The sequence below is a fragment of the Blautia sp. MSK20_18 genome, from assembly GCF_020553125.1.
Classification (GTDB): Bacteria; Bacillota; Clostridia; order Lachnospirales; family Lachnospiraceae; genus Blautia_A; species Blautia_A fusiformis.
In genome coordinates, this window is the sequence record NZ_JAJCGR010000019.1 from 41,007 (window position 1) to 56,257 (window position 15,251).

General features: G+C 44.4%; 26 protein-coding genes. 23 read left to right on the forward strand and 3 right to left on the reverse strand.

Features of this window, described 5'->3' with window-relative positions; translation table 11 throughout:
• Window positions 1–18 precede the first annotated feature (18 nt).
• The 23 genes from rplD (at window position 19) to infA (ending at window position 11,409) form a co-directional block, all read left to right on the forward strand.
• Complete coding sequence (gene rplD / locus LI091_RS11425; RefSeq protein WP_015526918.1) at window positions 19–639, forward strand: 50S ribosomal protein L4; 621 nt, start codon at window positions 19–21, stop codon at window positions 637–639.
• Window positions 639–938: a 50S ribosomal protein L23 gene (gene rplW / locus LI091_RS11430; protein ID WP_015526919.1), complete on the forward strand. Its 300-nt coding sequence runs from the start codon at window positions 639–641 to the stop codon at window positions 936–938. The genes rplD and rplW overlap by 1 nt, the downstream gene beginning before the upstream one ends.
• Before the next feature lie 62 nt (window positions 939–1,000).
• Window positions 1,001–1,846, forward strand: coding sequence for a 50S ribosomal protein L2 (gene rplB, locus LI091_RS11435; RefSeq protein WP_015526920.1), 846 nt, complete (start codon window positions 1,001–1,003; stop codon window positions 1,844–1,846).
• Between the two features lie 15 nt (window positions 1,847–1,861).
• The gene (rpsS, locus tag LI091_RS11440) at window positions 1,862–2,143 is read left to right on the forward strand and encodes a 30S ribosomal protein S19 (protein WP_015526921.1); all 282 of its coding nucleotides are present in this window, start codon (window positions 1,862–1,864) and stop codon (window positions 2,141–2,143) included.
• An 86-nt stretch (window positions 2,144–2,229) separates the two neighbouring features.
• Window positions 2,230–2,619, forward strand: coding sequence for a 50S ribosomal protein L22 (rplV, locus tag LI091_RS11445; protein ID WP_015526922.1), 390 nt, complete (start codon window positions 2,230–2,232; stop codon window positions 2,617–2,619).
• A gap of 11 nt (window positions 2,620–2,630) precedes the next feature.
• On the forward strand, window positions 2,631–3,287 hold the full coding sequence (gene rpsC / locus LI091_RS11450) for a 30S ribosomal protein S3 (RefSeq protein ID WP_015526923.1): 657 nt from the start codon (window positions 2,631–2,633) through the stop codon (window positions 3,285–3,287).
• Entirely contained in the window at window positions 3,287–3,724 is a 438-nt protein-coding gene (gene rplP, locus LI091_RS11455) for a 50S ribosomal protein L16 (protein ID WP_015526924.1), read from the forward strand. Before rpsC ends, rplP begins: the two co-directional genes overlap by 1 nt.
• Window positions 3,714–3,923 carry a 50S ribosomal protein L29 gene (gene rpmC, locus LI091_RS11460; protein ID WP_021650762.1) on the forward strand — a complete coding sequence of 70 codons (210 nt, stop codon included), beginning with the start codon at window positions 3,714–3,716 and terminating at the stop codon, window positions 3,921–3,923. Before rplP ends, rpmC begins: the two co-directional genes overlap by 11 nt.
• A 17-nt stretch (window positions 3,924–3,940) precedes the next feature.
• Window positions 3,941–4,195, forward strand: a complete 255-nt coding sequence (rpsQ, locus tag LI091_RS11465; protein WP_021650763.1) for a 30S ribosomal protein S17 — start codon at window positions 3,941–3,943, stop codon at window positions 4,193–4,195.
• A 13-nt stretch (window positions 4,196–4,208) separates the two neighbouring features.
• Window positions 4,209–4,577 (forward strand): 50S ribosomal protein L14, encoded by a 369-nt coding sequence (gene rplN, locus LI091_RS11470; protein WP_019162495.1) that lies wholly within the window; start codon window positions 4,209–4,211, stop codon window positions 4,575–4,577.
• Window positions 4,578–4,588: 11 nt separating this feature from the next.
• Window positions 4,589–4,900, forward strand: a complete 312-nt coding sequence (rplX, locus tag LI091_RS11475) for a 50S ribosomal protein L24 (protein WP_021650764.1) — start codon at window positions 4,589–4,591, stop codon at window positions 4,898–4,900.
• A gap of 22 nt (window positions 4,901–4,922) precedes the next feature.
• A complete protein-coding gene (gene rplE / locus LI091_RS11480) occupies window positions 4,923–5,462 on the forward strand; it encodes a 50S ribosomal protein L5 (RefSeq protein ID WP_021650765.1) in 540 nt (179 codons plus the stop codon).
• A 13-nt stretch (window positions 5,463–5,475) separates the two neighbouring features.
• Window positions 5,476–5,661, forward strand: a complete 186-nt coding sequence (locus tag LI091_RS11485; protein WP_015526927.1) for a type Z 30S ribosomal protein S14 — start codon at window positions 5,476–5,478, stop codon at window positions 5,659–5,661.
• An 81-nt stretch (window positions 5,662–5,742) separates the two neighbouring features.
• Window positions 5,743–6,144: a 30S ribosomal protein S8 gene (rpsH, locus tag LI091_RS11490; protein ID WP_015526928.1), complete on the forward strand. Its 402-nt coding sequence runs from the start codon at window positions 5,743–5,745 to the stop codon at window positions 6,142–6,144.
• Between the two features lie 96 nt (window positions 6,145–6,240).
• Complete coding sequence (rplF, locus tag LI091_RS11495) at window positions 6,241–6,780, forward strand: 50S ribosomal protein L6 (protein WP_015526929.1); 540 nt, start codon at window positions 6,241–6,243, stop codon at window positions 6,778–6,780.
• 17 nt (window positions 6,781–6,797) lie between these two features.
• Window positions 6,798–7,166, forward strand: a complete 369-nt coding sequence (gene rplR / locus LI091_RS11500; RefSeq protein WP_015526930.1) for a 50S ribosomal protein L18 — start codon at window positions 6,798–6,800, stop codon at window positions 7,164–7,166.
• A 17-nt stretch (window positions 7,167–7,183) separates the two neighbouring features.
• The gene (rpsE, locus tag LI091_RS11505; protein WP_015526931.1) at window positions 7,184–7,693 is read left to right on the forward strand and encodes a 30S ribosomal protein S5; all 510 of its coding nucleotides are present in this window, start codon (window positions 7,184–7,186) and stop codon (window positions 7,691–7,693) included.
• 13 nt (window positions 7,694–7,706) lie between these two features.
• On the forward strand, window positions 7,707–7,886 hold the full coding sequence (gene rpmD, locus LI091_RS11510) for a 50S ribosomal protein L30 (protein ID WP_015526932.1): 180 nt from the start codon (window positions 7,707–7,709) through the stop codon (window positions 7,884–7,886).
• A 12-nt stretch (window positions 7,887–7,898) separates the two neighbouring features.
• Window positions 7,899–8,339 carry a 50S ribosomal protein L15 gene (gene rplO / locus LI091_RS11515; RefSeq protein WP_015526933.1) on the forward strand — a complete coding sequence of 147 codons (441 nt, stop codon included), beginning with the start codon at window positions 7,899–7,901 and terminating at the stop codon, window positions 8,337–8,339.
• Window positions 8,339–9,652, forward strand: a complete 1,314-nt coding sequence (gene secY, locus LI091_RS11520; RefSeq protein WP_015526934.1) for a preprotein translocase subunit SecY — start codon at window positions 8,339–8,341, stop codon at window positions 9,650–9,652. Before rplO ends, secY begins: the two co-directional genes overlap by 1 nt.
• A gap of 98 nt (window positions 9,653–9,750) precedes the next feature.
• Window positions 9,751–10,395, forward strand: a complete 645-nt coding sequence (locus LI091_RS11525) for an adenylate kinase (RefSeq protein WP_015526935.1) — start codon at window positions 9,751–9,753, stop codon at window positions 10,393–10,395.
• 2 nt (window positions 10,396–10,397) lie between these two features.
• A complete protein-coding gene (gene map, locus LI091_RS11530; RefSeq protein ID WP_015526936.1) occupies window positions 10,398–11,156 on the forward strand; it encodes a type I methionyl aminopeptidase in 759 nt (252 codons plus the stop codon).
• Between the two features lie 34 nt (window positions 11,157–11,190).
• Window positions 11,191–11,409, forward strand: coding sequence for a translation initiation factor IF-1 (gene infA / locus LI091_RS11535; protein ID WP_005428560.1), 219 nt, complete (start codon window positions 11,191–11,193; stop codon window positions 11,407–11,409).
• A gap of 384 nt (window positions 11,410–11,793) precedes the next feature.
• On the opposite strand, the gene LI091_RS11540 is transcribed toward infA, so the two are convergent.
• From LI091_RS11540 to LI091_RS11550, 3 genes are all read right to left on the reverse strand, one after another.
• A complete protein-coding gene (locus LI091_RS11540) occupies window positions 11,794–13,116 on the reverse strand; it encodes a sodium-dependent transporter (RefSeq protein WP_265191175.1) in 1,323 nt (440 codons plus the stop codon).
• A 156-nt stretch (window positions 13,117–13,272) separates the two neighbouring features.
• Window positions 13,273–13,998 carry a UTRA domain-containing protein gene (locus LI091_RS11545; protein WP_173741637.1) on the reverse strand — a complete coding sequence of 242 codons (726 nt, stop codon included), beginning with the start codon at window positions 13,996–13,998 and terminating at the stop codon, window positions 13,273–13,275.
• A gap of 319 nt (window positions 13,999–14,317) precedes the next feature.
• The gene (locus LI091_RS11550) at window positions 14,318–15,049 is read right to left on the reverse strand and encodes a YoaK family protein (protein WP_173741638.1); all 732 of its coding nucleotides are present in this window, start codon (window positions 15,047–15,049) and stop codon (window positions 14,318–14,320) included.
• Window positions 15,050–15,251 lie beyond the last annotated feature (202 nt).

The following is a 15,251-nucleotide window of genomic DNA, read 5'->3' on the forward strand; positions in this document are numbered from 1 at the left end:
GAAAGGAGGAGCATCAGAATGGCTAATGTAACTGTTTATAATATGGAAGGCAATGAAGTTGGCACAATGGAGCTGAATGACGCAGTATTCGGCGTTGAGATCAACGAGCATCTCGTTCATCTTGCAGTTGTTCGTCAGCTTGCAAATAACCGTCAGGGAACTCAGAAAGCGAAAACTCGTTCTGAGGTAAGAGGCGGCGGAAGAAAACCGTGGAGACAGAAAGGAACAGGTCATGCAAGACAGGGTTCCATCCGTGCACCACAGTGGACAGGCGGCGGTGTTGTATTCGCTCCGGTTCCGAGAGATTATGAAGTAAAAATGAACAAGAAGGAAAGAAGAGCAGCTCTTAAATCCGCTCTGACATCCAAGGTTCAGGATAATAAACTTGTTGTTGTTGACAGCCTTGCACTTGCTGAGGTTAAGACAAAAGAGATGCAGAAGGTTCTTACAAACCTGAAAGCAGAGAAAGCTCTTGTAATCACAGCTGACAACGATCAGAACGTAGTTCTTTCCGCAAGAAACATCGCTGACGTGGAAACTGCAACACCGGCTACAATCAACACATACGATGTTATGAAACACAACACCGTAGTTGTTACAAAGGATGCCGTTGCATCTATCGAGGAGGTATACGCATAATGGCAAGTATTCAGTACTATGACGTAATCATCCGTCCGGTTATCACAGAAAAATCCATGGCAGACATGGGTGAGAAGAAATATACATTCCTTGTACATCCGGAAGCTAACAAGACTCAGATCAAAGAGGCTGTTGAGAAGATGTTCGAGGGAACAAAAGTTAAGAGCGTAAACACCATCAACAGTGATGGAAAGAAAAAACGCCGTGGAATGGTAGTTGGAAAAACTGCTAAGACTAAAAAAGCTATCGTAGCTCTTACAGAAGAGAGCAAAGATATCGAGATTTTTGAGGGACTTTAATTAACAGATAAGTCCGAATATGTGCACGAAAGCACGAGAACAAATTCGAAAGGAGAAACATCATGGGAATCAAAAGCTATAACCCATATACACCGTCAAGAAGACATATGACTGGTTCCGACTTCTCTGAGATTACAGCTGCAAAACCAGAGAAATCCCTCGTTACTTCCCTTAAGAAGAACGCTGGACGTAACAATCAGGGTAAGATCACTGTAAGACATCAGGGTGGCGGAAGCAGAAGAAAATACAGAATCATCGACTTCAAGAGAAGAAAAGATGGAATCCCTGCAACAGTTAAAACAATCGAGTACGATCCGAACAGAACAGCTAACATCGCTCTGATCTGCTACGCAGATGGCGAGAAAGCTTACATCCTCGCTCCAGAGGGACTTAAAGTAGGCCAGAAGGTTTACAATGGTCCGGAAGCTGAGGTTCGTGTTGGAAACTGCCTCCCACTGGAGCTTATCCCGGTTGGTACTATGGTTCACAACATTGAGCTTCATCCTGGAAAAGGCGGACAGATGGTTCGTTCTGCAGGAAACGGCGCACAGCTCATGGCTAAAGAAGGAAAGTACGCAACACTTCGTCTTCCTTCCGGTGAGATGAGAATGGTTCCGATCGTATGCCGCGCAACTGTTGGTGTAATCGGAAACGGAGATCACAACCTTATTAACATCGGTAAAGCCGGACGTAAACGTAACATGGGTATCAGACCTACAGTTCGTGGTTCCGTAATGAACCCGAATGACCATCCACATGGTGGTGGTGAAGGTAAGACCGGTATCGGACGCCCAGGTCCTTGCACACCGTGGGGCAAACCTGCTCTCGGCCTGAAGACCAGAAAGAAAAACAAACAGTCCAACAAGTACATCGTAAGAAGACGCGATGGAAAAGCATTATCGAAATAATAAGGAGGAGAAAGCATGTCTCGTTCACTGAAAAAAGGACCTTTTGCAGACCAGAGCTTACTTAAAAAAGTAGACGCTCTTAACGCTGCAAATGATAAATCCGTAATCAAAACTTGGTCTCGCCGTTCCACAATCTTCCCGTCTTTCGTAGGACACACAATCGCTGTTCATGACGGAAGAAAACATGTGCCGGTATATATCACAGAGGATATGGTAGGACACAAACTTGGTGAGTTCGTTGCAACAAGAACTTACAGAGGACACGGAAAAGACGAGAAGAAGTCCGGAGTACGCTAGTCATCAGATTTATAACTGCCCGCTGTCAATTTAAGACAGCTGGCAGATAACTTAGATATCGAATTTAAGAAAGGAGGCACTTTAAGATGGCAAAAGGACATAGAAGCCAGATAAAGAGAGCCAGAAATGAGAATAATAGAGAGACAAGGCCGTCTGCAAAGTTATCTTATGCAAGAATTTCTGTTCAGAAAGCCTGCTACGTATTAGATGCGATCCGTGGCAAAGATGTACAGACAGCACTTGGTATCCTGACATACAATCCGAGATACGCTTCCAGCGTGATCAAAAAACTGCTTGAGTCAGCAGTAGCAAACGCTGAGAACAACAACGGAATGAACGCAGACAACCTTTATGTTGCAGCATGCTATGCAGATAAGGGACCTACAATGAAGAGAATTCAGCCGAGAGCACAGGGTAGAGCTTACAGAATCGAGAAGAGAACTAGCCATATCACAGTTGTGCTTGATGAAAGGTAAGGAGGAAAAGCATGGGACAGAAAGTTAATCCGCATGGCCTTAGAGTCGGAGTTATCAAGGATTGGGATTCCAGATGGTATGCAGAAGACAAGTTTGCTGACTACCTGGTAGAAGACTACAACATCAGAACATTCCTTAAAAAGAAATTATACAGCGCAGGTGTTTCCAAAATCGAGATCGAGAGAGCATCTGACAGAGTTAAGATCATCATCTACACAGCAAAACCTGGTATCGTAATCGGTAAGGGCGGCGCAGAGATCGAGAAAGTTAAAGCTGAGCTTCAGAAATACACAGACAAGAAGCTTATCGTTGACATCAAAGAAGTTAAGAGACCGGACAAAGATGCACAGCTGGTTGCTGAGAACATTGCTCTTCAGCTTGAGAATCGTATTTCCTTCAGACGTGCTATGAAGTCCACAATGCAGAGAACAATGAAGGCTGGCGCTAAGGGAATCAAGACTTCCGTATCCGGACGTCTCGGCGGAGCTGATATGGCTCGTACAGAGTTCTACAGCGAGGGAACAATCCCGCTTCAGACACTTCGTGCAGATATCGACTATGGCTTTGCGGAAGCAGACACCACATACGGTAAAGTTGGTGTTAAGGCATGGATCTACAATGGTGAGATTCTTCCGACAAAAGGAACTAAGGAAGGGAGCGATAAATAATGTTAATGCCAAAAAGAGTAAAACGTCGTAAACAATTCCGTGGCTCCATGAGAGGAAAAGCCCTTAGAGGCAATGTTATCAACTATGGTGATTTCGGTCTTGTTGCTACTGAGCCATGTTGGATCAGATCTAATCAGATCGAGGCAGCCCGTGTTGCTATGACCCGTTACATCAAACGTGGCGGTAAAGTTTGGATTAAGATTTTCCCGGATAAACCGGTAACAGCTAAACCAGCTGAGACTCGAATGGGTTCCGGAAAAGGCGCTCTGGAGTACTGGGTAGCAGTAGTAAAACCAGGTCGTGTTATGTTTGAGATTGCAGGCGTGTCCGAAGAGGTTGCCCGTGAAGCATTACGTCTTGCAATGCACAAGTTACCATGTAAATGTAAAATCGTTTCTCGTGCAGACTTAGAAGGCGGTGATAACAGTGAAAATTAATAAGTTCGTGGAAGATTTAAAAGCAAAGTCAGTTGCAGAACTGAATGAAGAATTAGTAGCTGCTAAAAAAGAGCTTTTCAATCTGAGATTTCAGAATGCAACAAACCAGTTAGACAATACAGGACGAATCAAAGAGGTTCGTAAAAATATTGCCAGAATCCAGACAGTAATCACTGAGCAGGCAAACGCTTCCAAATAGGACAGGAGGACATAATCGTGGAAAGAAATCTGAGAAAAACCCGCGTGGGTAAGGTTATCAGCGACAAAATGGATAAGACCATCGTAGTTGCAATTGAAGACCATGTAAAACATCCTCTTTACAAAAAAATCGTGAAGAGAACATATAAATTAAAAGCTCATGACGAGAACAATGAGTGCAACATCGGAGATACCGTTAAGGTAATGGAGACCAGACCGCTGTCCAAGGACAAGAGATGGAGACTGGTTGAGATCGTAGAGAAAGCTAAATAAGGAGGAAACCAGTATGATTCAGCAGGAAACTAGACTGAAAGTTGCCGACAACACTGGTGCAAAAGAAATCCTTTGTATTCGTGTTATGGGCGGCTCTACAAGAAGATATGCAAACATCGGTGACACAATCGTTGCTACGGTTAAAGATGCAACACCAGGCGGCGTTGTTAAAAAAGGTGACGTTGTTAAAGCTGTAGTTGTTAGAACTAAAAAAGGCGCTCGTCGTAAAGACGGATCTTACATCCGTTTCGATGAAAATGCTGCCGTAATTATCAAGGATGACTTAACTCCGAGAGGAACACGTATCTTTGGACCAGTTGCCAGAGAGCTTCGTGAGAAGAAATTCATGAAGATCGTTTCCTTAGCTCCGGAAGTATTATAGGAGGGTGCCGAATGTCAGCTATGAAAATTAAAAAAGGTGATACTGTAAAGGTAATCGCTGGAAAAGATAAAGGTAAGGACGGAAAGGTCCTTGCAGTTAACGTAAAAGACAACACAGTAGTTGTTGAGAACGTAAACATGGTTACAAAGCACGCTAAACCGTCCGCAGCTAATCAGAACGGTGGAATCGTGACAAAAGAAGCTCCGCTTCATATCTCCAACGTAATGCTCGTTGTAGACGGAAAAGCTACAAGAGTTGGATTCAAGATGGATGGAGACAAAAAAGTTCGTGTTGCCAAAGCAACAGGAAAGACAATCGATTAATTAAGAGAGGAGGCATATAAAGGTGAGTAGATTAAAAGATCTTTACAAGAACGAGATCATGGATGCCATGACCAAGAAATTCGGATACAAAAACGTAATGGAAGTGCCAAAACTCGAGAAAATCGTTGTTAACATGGGTGTTGGCGAGGCAAAAGAGAACGCTAAACTTCTTGACGCTGCAATCGCAGATATGGAACTTGTTACAGGACAGAAAGCAATCGCTACAAAAGCTAAAAAATCTGTCGCTAACTTCAAAATCAGAGAGGGTATGCCGATCGGATGTAAAGTTACTCTGAGAGGCGAGAAGATGTATGAGTTCGCTGATCGTCTTATCAACCTTGCTCTTCCACGTGTACGTGACTTCCGTGGTGTTAACCCGAACGCATTCGACGGCAGAGGAAACTATGCTCTTGGTATCAAAGAGCAGCTGATCTTCCCAGAGGTTGAGTACGATAAGGTTGATAAAGTAAGAGGAATGGACGTTATCTTCGTTACAACTGCTAAAACAGATGAAGAGGCACGCGAATTACTGACATTATTCAACATGCCATTTGCTAAATAGGAGGAAAAGATTCATGGCTAAGACAGCAATGAAAATTAAACAGCAGCGTAAAGCTAAATTCTCCACAAGAGAGTATACTCGCTGCAGAATCTGTGGCCGTCCACATGCATACCTGAGAAAATACGGAATTTGCAGAATCTGCTTCCGTGAGCTGGCATACAAAGGTCAGATCCCGGGTGTTAAGAAAGCTTCCTGGTAGGCCGAGGCGAAAGCAACTTTTTAATCATTTAAATAATATTCACACGACATGTAAAGTCTGAAGAAAGAGGAGGAAACTTACATGACAATGAGCGATCCGATCGCAGATATGCTTACAAGAATCCGTAACGCAAATACTGCAAAACATGACACTGTAGACGTACCGGCATCCAAGATGAAAATTGCTATCGCAAACATCCTTGTAGATGAGGGATACATCGCAAAATATGATCTGGTTGAGGATGGAGTTGTTAAAACTCTTCACATCACACTGAAATATGGTGAGGACAAAAACCAGAAGATCATCACAGGACTTAAGAGAATCTCCAAACCAGGTCTTCGTGTATACGCAGGCAAGGATGAGCTTCCGAAGGTTCTTGGTGGACTTGGTATCGCAATCCTTTCCACAAACAAAGGCGTTATCACTGACAAAGAGGCTCGTAAGCTTCAGGTTGGTGGCGAGGTACTTGCATTCGTTTGGTAGGCCAAAGCCGCTTAACGAAGCAGTCATATAGCTTTTAAACTGAAAACAGAGAGGGCATGGGCCCTCTCCGACAATCTAAGTAAGGAGGACAAATTTATGTCACGAATCGGAAGACTTCCGGTTGCAATTCCAGCTGGCGTTGAGGTTACAGTCGCAGATGGAAACGTTGTAACAGTAAAAGGACCTAAGGGAACACTTGAGAGAGCACTCCCGACAGAGTTAGAGATCAAAGTTGAAGACGGTCATGTAGTTGTAACAAGACCGAACGACTTAAAGAGAATCAAAGCCCTTCACGGCTTAACAAGAAGCCTTATCCACAACATGGTTGTTGGTGTAAGCGAAGGATACAAAAAAGAGCTTGAGGTTAACGGTGTTGGTTACAGAGCTGCTAAGCAGGGCAAGAAACTTGTACTTAACCTCGGATATTCTCACCCGGTAGAGATGGAAGATCCAGAAGGTCTTGAGTCCACAGTTGACGGAAACAAGATCATCGTATCTGGTATCAGCAAAGAAAAAGTTGGCCAGTACGCAGCTGAGATCAGAGACAAGAGAAGACCTGAGCCATACAAGGGCAAGGGAATCAAGTACGTTGACGAAGTTATCAGACGTAAAGTCGGTAAGACCGGTAAGAAATAATTAAGGAGAGTGAGAATATGATTAACAAAGCATCCAGAAGCGAAATTCGCGAAAAGAAGCATAGAAGATTACGTCATCATTTAAACGGAACTGCAACTACTCCTCGTCTGGCAGTATTTCGTTCCAACAAGCACATCTATGCACAGATTATTGATGACACAGTTGGTAAAACTTTAGTATCCGCTTCTACTCTCCAGAAGGACGTAAAAGCAGAGCTTGAGAACACTGATGATGTACAGGCTGCAGCAAAAGTTGGAACAGTGATCGGTAAAAAAGCTGTTGAGGCTGGTATCGAGAGCGTTGTTTTCGACAGAGGTGGATATATCTACCACGGAAAAGTTAAAGCACTGGCAGATGCAGCAAGAGAAGCTGGACTGAAATTCTAAGAGGAGGAAAAGAACACATGAAACGTAATCTTATTGATGCTAGTCAGTTAGAGTTAGAAGATAAAGTAGTATCAATCAAGCGTGTTACCAAGGTTGTTAAAGGTGGTCGTAACTTCCGTTTCACAGCTTTAGTTGTTGTAGGTGACGGCAATGGACACGTTGGTGCAGGTTTAGGAAAAGCAGCAGAAATTCCGGAGGCGATCCGCAAAGGTAAAGAGGACGCTATGAAGAAGCTTGTTACTGTTGCAAGAGACGAGAACAATTCCATTACACATGACTTCATCGGAAAATTCGGAAGCGCTGAGATGCTTCTGAAGAGAGCTCCGGAAGGTACTGGAGTTATCGCCGGTGGCCCGGCACGTGCCGTAATCGAGCTTGCAGGTATCAAAAACATCCGTACAAAATGTATGGGTTCCAGAAATAAACAGAACGTAGTTCTGGCAACAATCGCAGGCCTGAGCCAGTTAAAGACTCCGGAAGAGGTTGCAAAGCTCCGCGGAAAATCTGTAGATGAGATTCTGGGTTAAGGAGGATATGGAAATGGCAGATACAATCAAGGTTACACTGGTAAAATCTCCAATCGGTGCAGTACCGAAACACAAAAAAACTGTAAAAGCTATGGGTCTTACAAAGATGCATAAAACAGTTGAGATGCCAGACAACGCTGCAACTAGAGGAATGATTCAGCAGGTGCAGCACCTGGTAAAAGTAGAAGATTAAGGAGGTGCCAGAATGGAATTATCAAACTTAAGACCCGCAGAGGGTTCCAAGCATAGCGATAACTTCAGAAGAGGCCGTGGACATGGTTCAGGAAACGGCAAAACTGCTGGTAAAGGACATAAAGGACAGCTTGCTCGTTCCGGACACAAGAAACCGGGATTCGAGGGAGGTCAGATGCCTTTATACAGACGTCTTCCTAAGAGAGGTTTCACTAACAGAAACTCTAAAGAAATTATCGCAATCAATGTAGACGTTCTCAATCGTTTTGAGGATGGCGCAGAGGTTACAGTTGACAGCTTACTTGCAAGCGGTGCAATCTCCAAGATCGGTGATGGTGTTAAGATCCTTGGAAACGGCGAGCTTACAAAAAAACTTAATGTTAAAGTAAACGCTGTCAGCGAGACTGCAAAAACAAAAATTGAAGCTGCTGGTGGTACAGTAGAGGTGATCTAATGTTTGAGACTCTTAAGAGTGTTTTCAAAGTAAAGGAAATGAGAAGAAAGCTTCTCTATCTGATCTGGATGATATTCGTGATCAGAATCGGATCCCAGCTTCCTGTACCGGGAGTCGACAGTGACTTCTTTAAGCAGTGGTTTGAATCTAATACCGGTGACGCATTCAATTTCTTTGATGCGTTCACCGGCGGTTCCTTTACTCAGATGTCAATTTTCGCATTGAACATCACACCTTACATTACTTCTTCCATTATCATTCAGCTTCTTACCATTGCCATTCCGGCACTGGAAGAGATGCAGCGTGACGGAGAAGAAGGAAGAAAAAAGCTTACAGCAATCACACGTTATGTAACGGTTGGTCTTGCTCTGTTTGAGTCTGTTGCCATGGCAATCGGATTTGGACGTCAGGGTATGATCCCGAACATGAGCTTCCTTAAAGGAATCGTAGTTGTTGCAAGTTTAACAGCGGGTTCCGCAATGCTTATGTGGCTGGGCGAGCGTATTACAGAGAAGGGCATTGGAAATGGTATTTCCATCGTCCTGACTATCAATATCGTGTCCAGGATCCCGAGTGATATGTCCCTTCTTTATGAGAACTTCGTCAAGGGCAAAACAATTGCAAAAGGAATGCTTGCAGCCTGCATCATTGCTGTGATTATTCTGTTTGTTGTAGTGCTCGTACTTATCCTCAACGGAGCAGAGAGAAGAATTCCGGTTCAGTATTCCAGAAAGATGGTTGGACGTAAAATGATGGGCGGTCAGTCCACAAACATCCCGCTCAAGGTAAATACTGCCGGCGTTATCCCGGTTATTTTTGCTTCCTCTATCATGTCTTTCCCGTCGATCATTGCTCAGTTCGCTGGCAAAGGAAACGGAACGGGCATCGGAAGTGAGATCTTAAGAGGACTTTCCTCCAATAACTGGTGTAATCCAAGTCAGATCCAGTACAGCTGGGGTCTGATCGTGTATGTGGTACTTTGCGTATTCTTCGCATACTTCTATACATCAATTACCTTTAATCCGTTGGAAGTAGCCGATAATATCAAAAAGCAGGGCGGTTTTATCCCAGGCATCCGTCCGGGAAAACCGACTTCAGATTATTTGACTAAAATCCTGAATTATATTATATTTATAGGTGCAGTAGGTCTTGTTATCGTGGCCGTTATACCGTTCTTCTTCAACGGTGTGTTCGGTGCGGATGTTTCCTTCGGCGGTACATCTATCATCATCATCGTAGGTGTTATCCTGGAGACCGTTAAGCAGGTGGAATCTCAGCTGCTTGTACGTAATTACAAAGGCTTCCTGAACTAATTGAAAATGAAGGTTGCGGTGCGAAAGTGTCGCAGCCTTGATTTGTAAACAGGACTGTCTGAAAATCAGGCAGAAAACAGGAAAATGGAGGGTATGCTATGAGAATTATTATGTTGGGTGCACCGGGGGCAGGTAAAGGTACTCAGGCTAAGAAAATTGCGGCGAAATATGGAATTCCGCACATCTCCACAGGAGATATTTTCCGTGCCAACATCAAAAACGGTACCGAGCTTGGAAACAAAGCAAAAACTTACATGGATCAGGGACTTCTTGTTCCGGATGAACTGACCTGCGACCTTGTTGTTGACAGAATCCAGCAGGATGACGCAAGGGAAGGGTATGTTCTGGATGGTTTCCCGAGAACAATTCCGCAGGCAGAATGTCTGACAGAGGCTCTGAACAAACTTGGAAGCAAAATTGACTATGCGATCGATGTGGATGTGCCGGATGATAACATCGTGAAACGTATGGGCGGACGCCGTGCATGTGTGAAATGCGGTGCAACTTATCACGTTGTATTTGCAGCACCGAAGACAGAGGGGGTCTGCGATACCTGTGGTGACAAGCTTGTACTCCGTGATGATGACAAGCCGGAAACAGTCCAGAAGCGTCTGAATGTTTATCATGAGCAGACACAGCCATTGATTGACTATTACACCACACAGGGTGTTTTGAAGACGGTAGACGGAACCAGGGATCTGAATGAGGTATTCCAGGAGATCGTTGACATCTTAGGAGAATAAGAATGTCCGTAACAATTAAGACACAGCATGAAATCGAACTTATGAGAGAAGCAGGCCATCTTCTTGAGAAGGTGCATGACGGTTTGATCCCTTACATCAAACCGGGTGTCAGCACCAAAGAGATTGATAAGATCGGAGAAGAAATGATCCGGTCTATGGGCTGTATTCCGAACTTTCTGAACTACGGAGGTTTTCCGGCTTCTTTCTGCATCAGCCTGAATGATGAGGTTGTGCATGGAATTCCATCCGAGGAGAAGATTATCCAGGACGGGGATCTGGTTAAGATCGACGCCGGCCTGATTTATAAGGGCTACCATTCTGACGCAGCACGTACCTATGCGGTAGGTGAAGTATCCAAAGAAGCACAGCAGCTCATTAAGGTTACAAGAGAGTGCTTTTTTGAAGGACTGAAAATGGCAAAAGCCGGAAATCATTTAAATGATATTTCCAAAGCCATCGGAGCCCACGCAGCGAAATACCGTTATGGTATTGTACGTGACCTTGTAGGACATGGAATCGGAACTCATCTTCATGAGGACCCGCAGATTCCAAACTTCCCGCAGAAGCGCAGGGGCATCAAGCTCCTTCCGGGAATGACCCTGGCCGTCGAGCCCATGATCAACCTTGGTCGTGCGGACGTGGCATGGCTGGACGATGAGTGGACAGTGGTAACCATGGATGGTTCACTTTCCGCCCATTATGAAAACACGATCCTCATCACCGATGGGGAACCAGAGATTCTGACGCTTACGAATCTGTAAGCAGCAATTGTTGTCATGACATAGGAGGTAAAAAATGTCAAAAGCAGATGTGATCGAAGTAGAAGGCACTGTTCTGGAGAAACTGCCTAATGCGATGTTTAAAGTGGAACTGGAAAACAAACATGTGGTACTTGCACATATCAGTGGCAAGCTCCGTATGAATTTTATCCGTATTCTCCCGGGAGATAAAGTAACGATCGAACTTTCTCCGTATGATCTTTCCAAAGGAAGAATCATCTGGAGAGATAAATAAGAAATATTGTAAAAGATGACCTGGTGGCGTCAAGCTGCCGGGTCTTTTTTTGCCTTTTCTGCAGAAAAGAATCTGAAGTGGAATTTATCACTCACATTTTTTTACGTTTCTCAGGCAGCGATACGGCTGCATCTTGGTCTGACTACGAAGTGGAGAAACCGGATACACTCTAAGAATGCAGAATAATTGAAAATCAGTGTAAAACTTAAACTTGTTGACAAACTGTGAAGTGAGTGTATTCGGGATATGCAGCAAATCGAAAATCCTGGCTTTACGAATATTATAAGATAAAACATAAAAATCCCTCGGAAATGATTAAAAAATCATTTTTCGGGGGATTTATTTATGCAGATAATTTTTTATTTTACTTATGTTATCACCTTATCATCCGATCCCGCCCAGCACAACACCAAGGATCAGCACCAGAAAGCACACCGGAATATAAAGATATTTACACACCGGGTAAAAATATTTCGTGAATGGTTTCTCGCGGCCTTTGTTGACCTGGCTTTCCACATAGCTCCGGCCGAAGATCCAGAAGAACATGATCCCTGCAAGTCCTGCGCCGAGAGGACAGATATAGATGGAAAGCACATCCATCCAGTCAGAAACAATGCCCTGGATAAGAAGCGAAACCACAACGCCGATCACTGAGATCACCATGCAGGAAGGAATCCGGCCAAGACCTGTTTTTTCCTGAACTGTGGCAATAGGAGCTTCATAAAGGTTCATAAGCGAGGTCATGCCTGCAAGGAACACAGCTACGAAAAAGATGATGGCAATGATCCGTCCGCCAGGCATGGTTTTGATCAGGTGCGGCAGGTAGATGAACAGAAGTCCGGGACCGCCCTGGTCAAGCTTGGCACCTGTGGTAGCCATGGCCGGAATGATAACAAGTGCTGCCAGCATAGCAGCCAGAGTATCAAAAAGTGCTACCCTTGCAGCAGATGCAGGGATATATTCGCTGTCCGGAAGATAAGATCCGTAGATTAGTGTACCGTTGCCTGCAACAGACAGGGAGAAAAATGCCTGTCCAAGTGCGAAGATCCAGGTGGAAGGCTTTGCCAGAACTTCCGGCTCCACGCGGAAGATATAGCGGTATCCGGCAGCAGCTCCCGGCTGAAAGGCAACATAGATGCCAAGGATCACAAACAGTATAAAGAAGATAGGCATCATCACTTTATTGGCCTTTTCGATGCCGCTTCCAACGCCGTACATCAGGATAAACATGCAGATCACAAGAGCAGCCAGCTGCCAGAGATTATTTCCCCAGGCAGAAGCCATGCCTCCGAATTTGGCGCCAAAGGACTCAATATCTGCCGGTGCCAGGGTAGATCCTGTAAAGGTTCCGAGCATATATCGGAAGATCCATCCCATAACAACGGTATAACCGATAGCCATGGCCAGTGCACCGATCACCGGTATCCAGCCCAGTGTTTCACCCAGCCTTCGCCTGCCTCTGGTTTCACAGGCCATGCCGAAGGCGTCAATGGGCCCGGAACGTGTCCCGCGGCCAAAACTCATCTCACCGATCACCCCGGTAAAGCCGATCAGTGCCACAAAAATAAAATACGGGATCAGGAACGATCCCCCGCCATACAGGGAAACTCTGGTGGGAAACATCCAGATATTTCCCATTCCAACCGCAGACCCGATGCAGGCCAGAATGAACCCCCAGCGGCTGTTAAAAGATTCTCGTTTTTTCATAAAAATAAAATTTCCTCTCTCCGTTGATCGTTTCAGTATAACATAATTTTGGAAAATAGGAAACTGCAGCATCTATACAGATCTAGGCGGATATTTGTGAGCCACATTTGTCACCTGCTCATAACCGTATAGCTGCGAAGCAGTTATGAGCCTGGCTCATCGGCGCAGGGCATTATCATAAAATCGAAAATGATCCGGTCTGTGCCGTGACTGGGTATACTCAAACATCACACCGTCACTGTTATAAGTCTGGCTGGACACCACAGCCACGCAGTTATAATCCTTTACATTCAGATGAAGATATTTTTCATCAATTTCTGTAACCTTTTCCACAGTCATGATACGTTTGCTGTTGACAATGGTCATATGAAGCACCTGTTCCAGATATTCATAGATAGAATGACTGGCAATCTCGGCAGTAAGGCCGGGAACGGATTCCTTCAGAAAATAATTATGGTTGATGATCAGCGGGATATCTTCAAGATAATGGATACGCTGAATATAATATACTTCTGCACCAGCGGGAAATCCTGTGTAAGCTGACTGATTTTTGCTGATACAAAGCTCTGTAAAAAGAGCCACCTCCGTATGGGCATTCTGACCGTTCCTTGCAGCAGATTCCTTGAAGGTTTCGATCTCTCCGATGGTGAAAGCAGTCTTCTCGTTTGGACGGTAGATATTGCGGACACCTTTTCCCTGCATGGTCTGTACATAGCCGTCACTGACAAGAAGACTGACCGCACGTCGCAGAGTATTGCGGGAGCAGCTGTAAGTCTGGATCAGAGTGTTTTCGGAAGGCAGAAGCTCCTGATAGGCAAAGGTGTTGTCCTCTATTTTCATTTTCAGATCTTTATAGATATCTTCGTAAATACTTTTGGGCATTTCAATTCTCCATTCATGTTCGGTCAAAAATATATAGCAGGATTTATGATTTCTGGAATAATTATAAAAGATTTTCCCGGTAAGCGCAATGTAAATACCGTGGAATGTTTAAACAAGTTACAGAGTATATTGATATGTTATGAGGATAGTATGAGAAATATAGATGAAATCAATTTGTGGCCATTCAAAATCATGATACTGGATTTCGAACGCATATAAGCTGTAAGCGCCAGAGGGGCTTACGCGTAAACAAAAAAGGAAATGTGACAGTGTAAAAACAGATCACATTTCCTCTTATTTTATCAAAGCTAAAATAAAGTCAGGCCTCTTTTTTCTTATAGGAAAGATTCCTGAAGCTGCTGCCGTCAGAAGCTGTGCTTCGGGTAACTGCCGATGTATCGGCTGCGGTATTCCGGTCTGCACTGATCAGCCATACAGCATAGAAGGCAGGAACCAGACAGAGCCATACGCCTGAGAGACCGCAGGTCATATACAGGATCAGAGACAAAGCTGCACCTGTATGAAAAGAAAGCAGCGTCATTCCGTAGAATTTTGCTTTATCGCACTGTGCGCTGTCCTTTTTCATAAGGAACTGAGTGACAGCTGTGGTGAACTGGCGAAGGTTGTTGGTGGAAAAGATCGTGGAGCTGTTATATCCGCCGGGAGCCTTGAAGGTACACCACTGGAAAGGCATTGCAAAGAACACGGGGTAAAGAGCCACAACCGGAGACATTCCGGAAGGAAAGAATCCCAGGAGCAGGATCGCAAAGATATCGATCCCGATACTGATAAAACGAAGATCTGCGGAAAAATGCTCTGGGATCCAGACCGTAAGGATAACAGCAGCCATATATATGAGAAGCGCACCCACACGCAGAAGCATATCCGAAAAATCCCTGCCTATGAGATCCCGCACAACACCAAGAAGATTGGCTGTCTGGGCATTGCCGAAGAGATCAGCTCTTGACACAATGGCATAAAGCCCCAGGTATCCACCGATAAAAGATAAGGTGTAATGTATCAGAAAACGATATTTCATTTCCGTATGCATATGTAAAGATTCCTTTCATTAAAATAGGCAGATTCCATATGTCTGCCGGACTTTGCCACCCATTATAATACAGCCTGTAAAAAAAATCAAAAATTTTTTAAATTTTTTCTTGCATTTCAGGAAAACAGGTGTTAGTATATATTTCAAGCGCGCAAATACTGTGTATGAGTGCGCCTGTGAAACTGCAGATATGAGACTAATT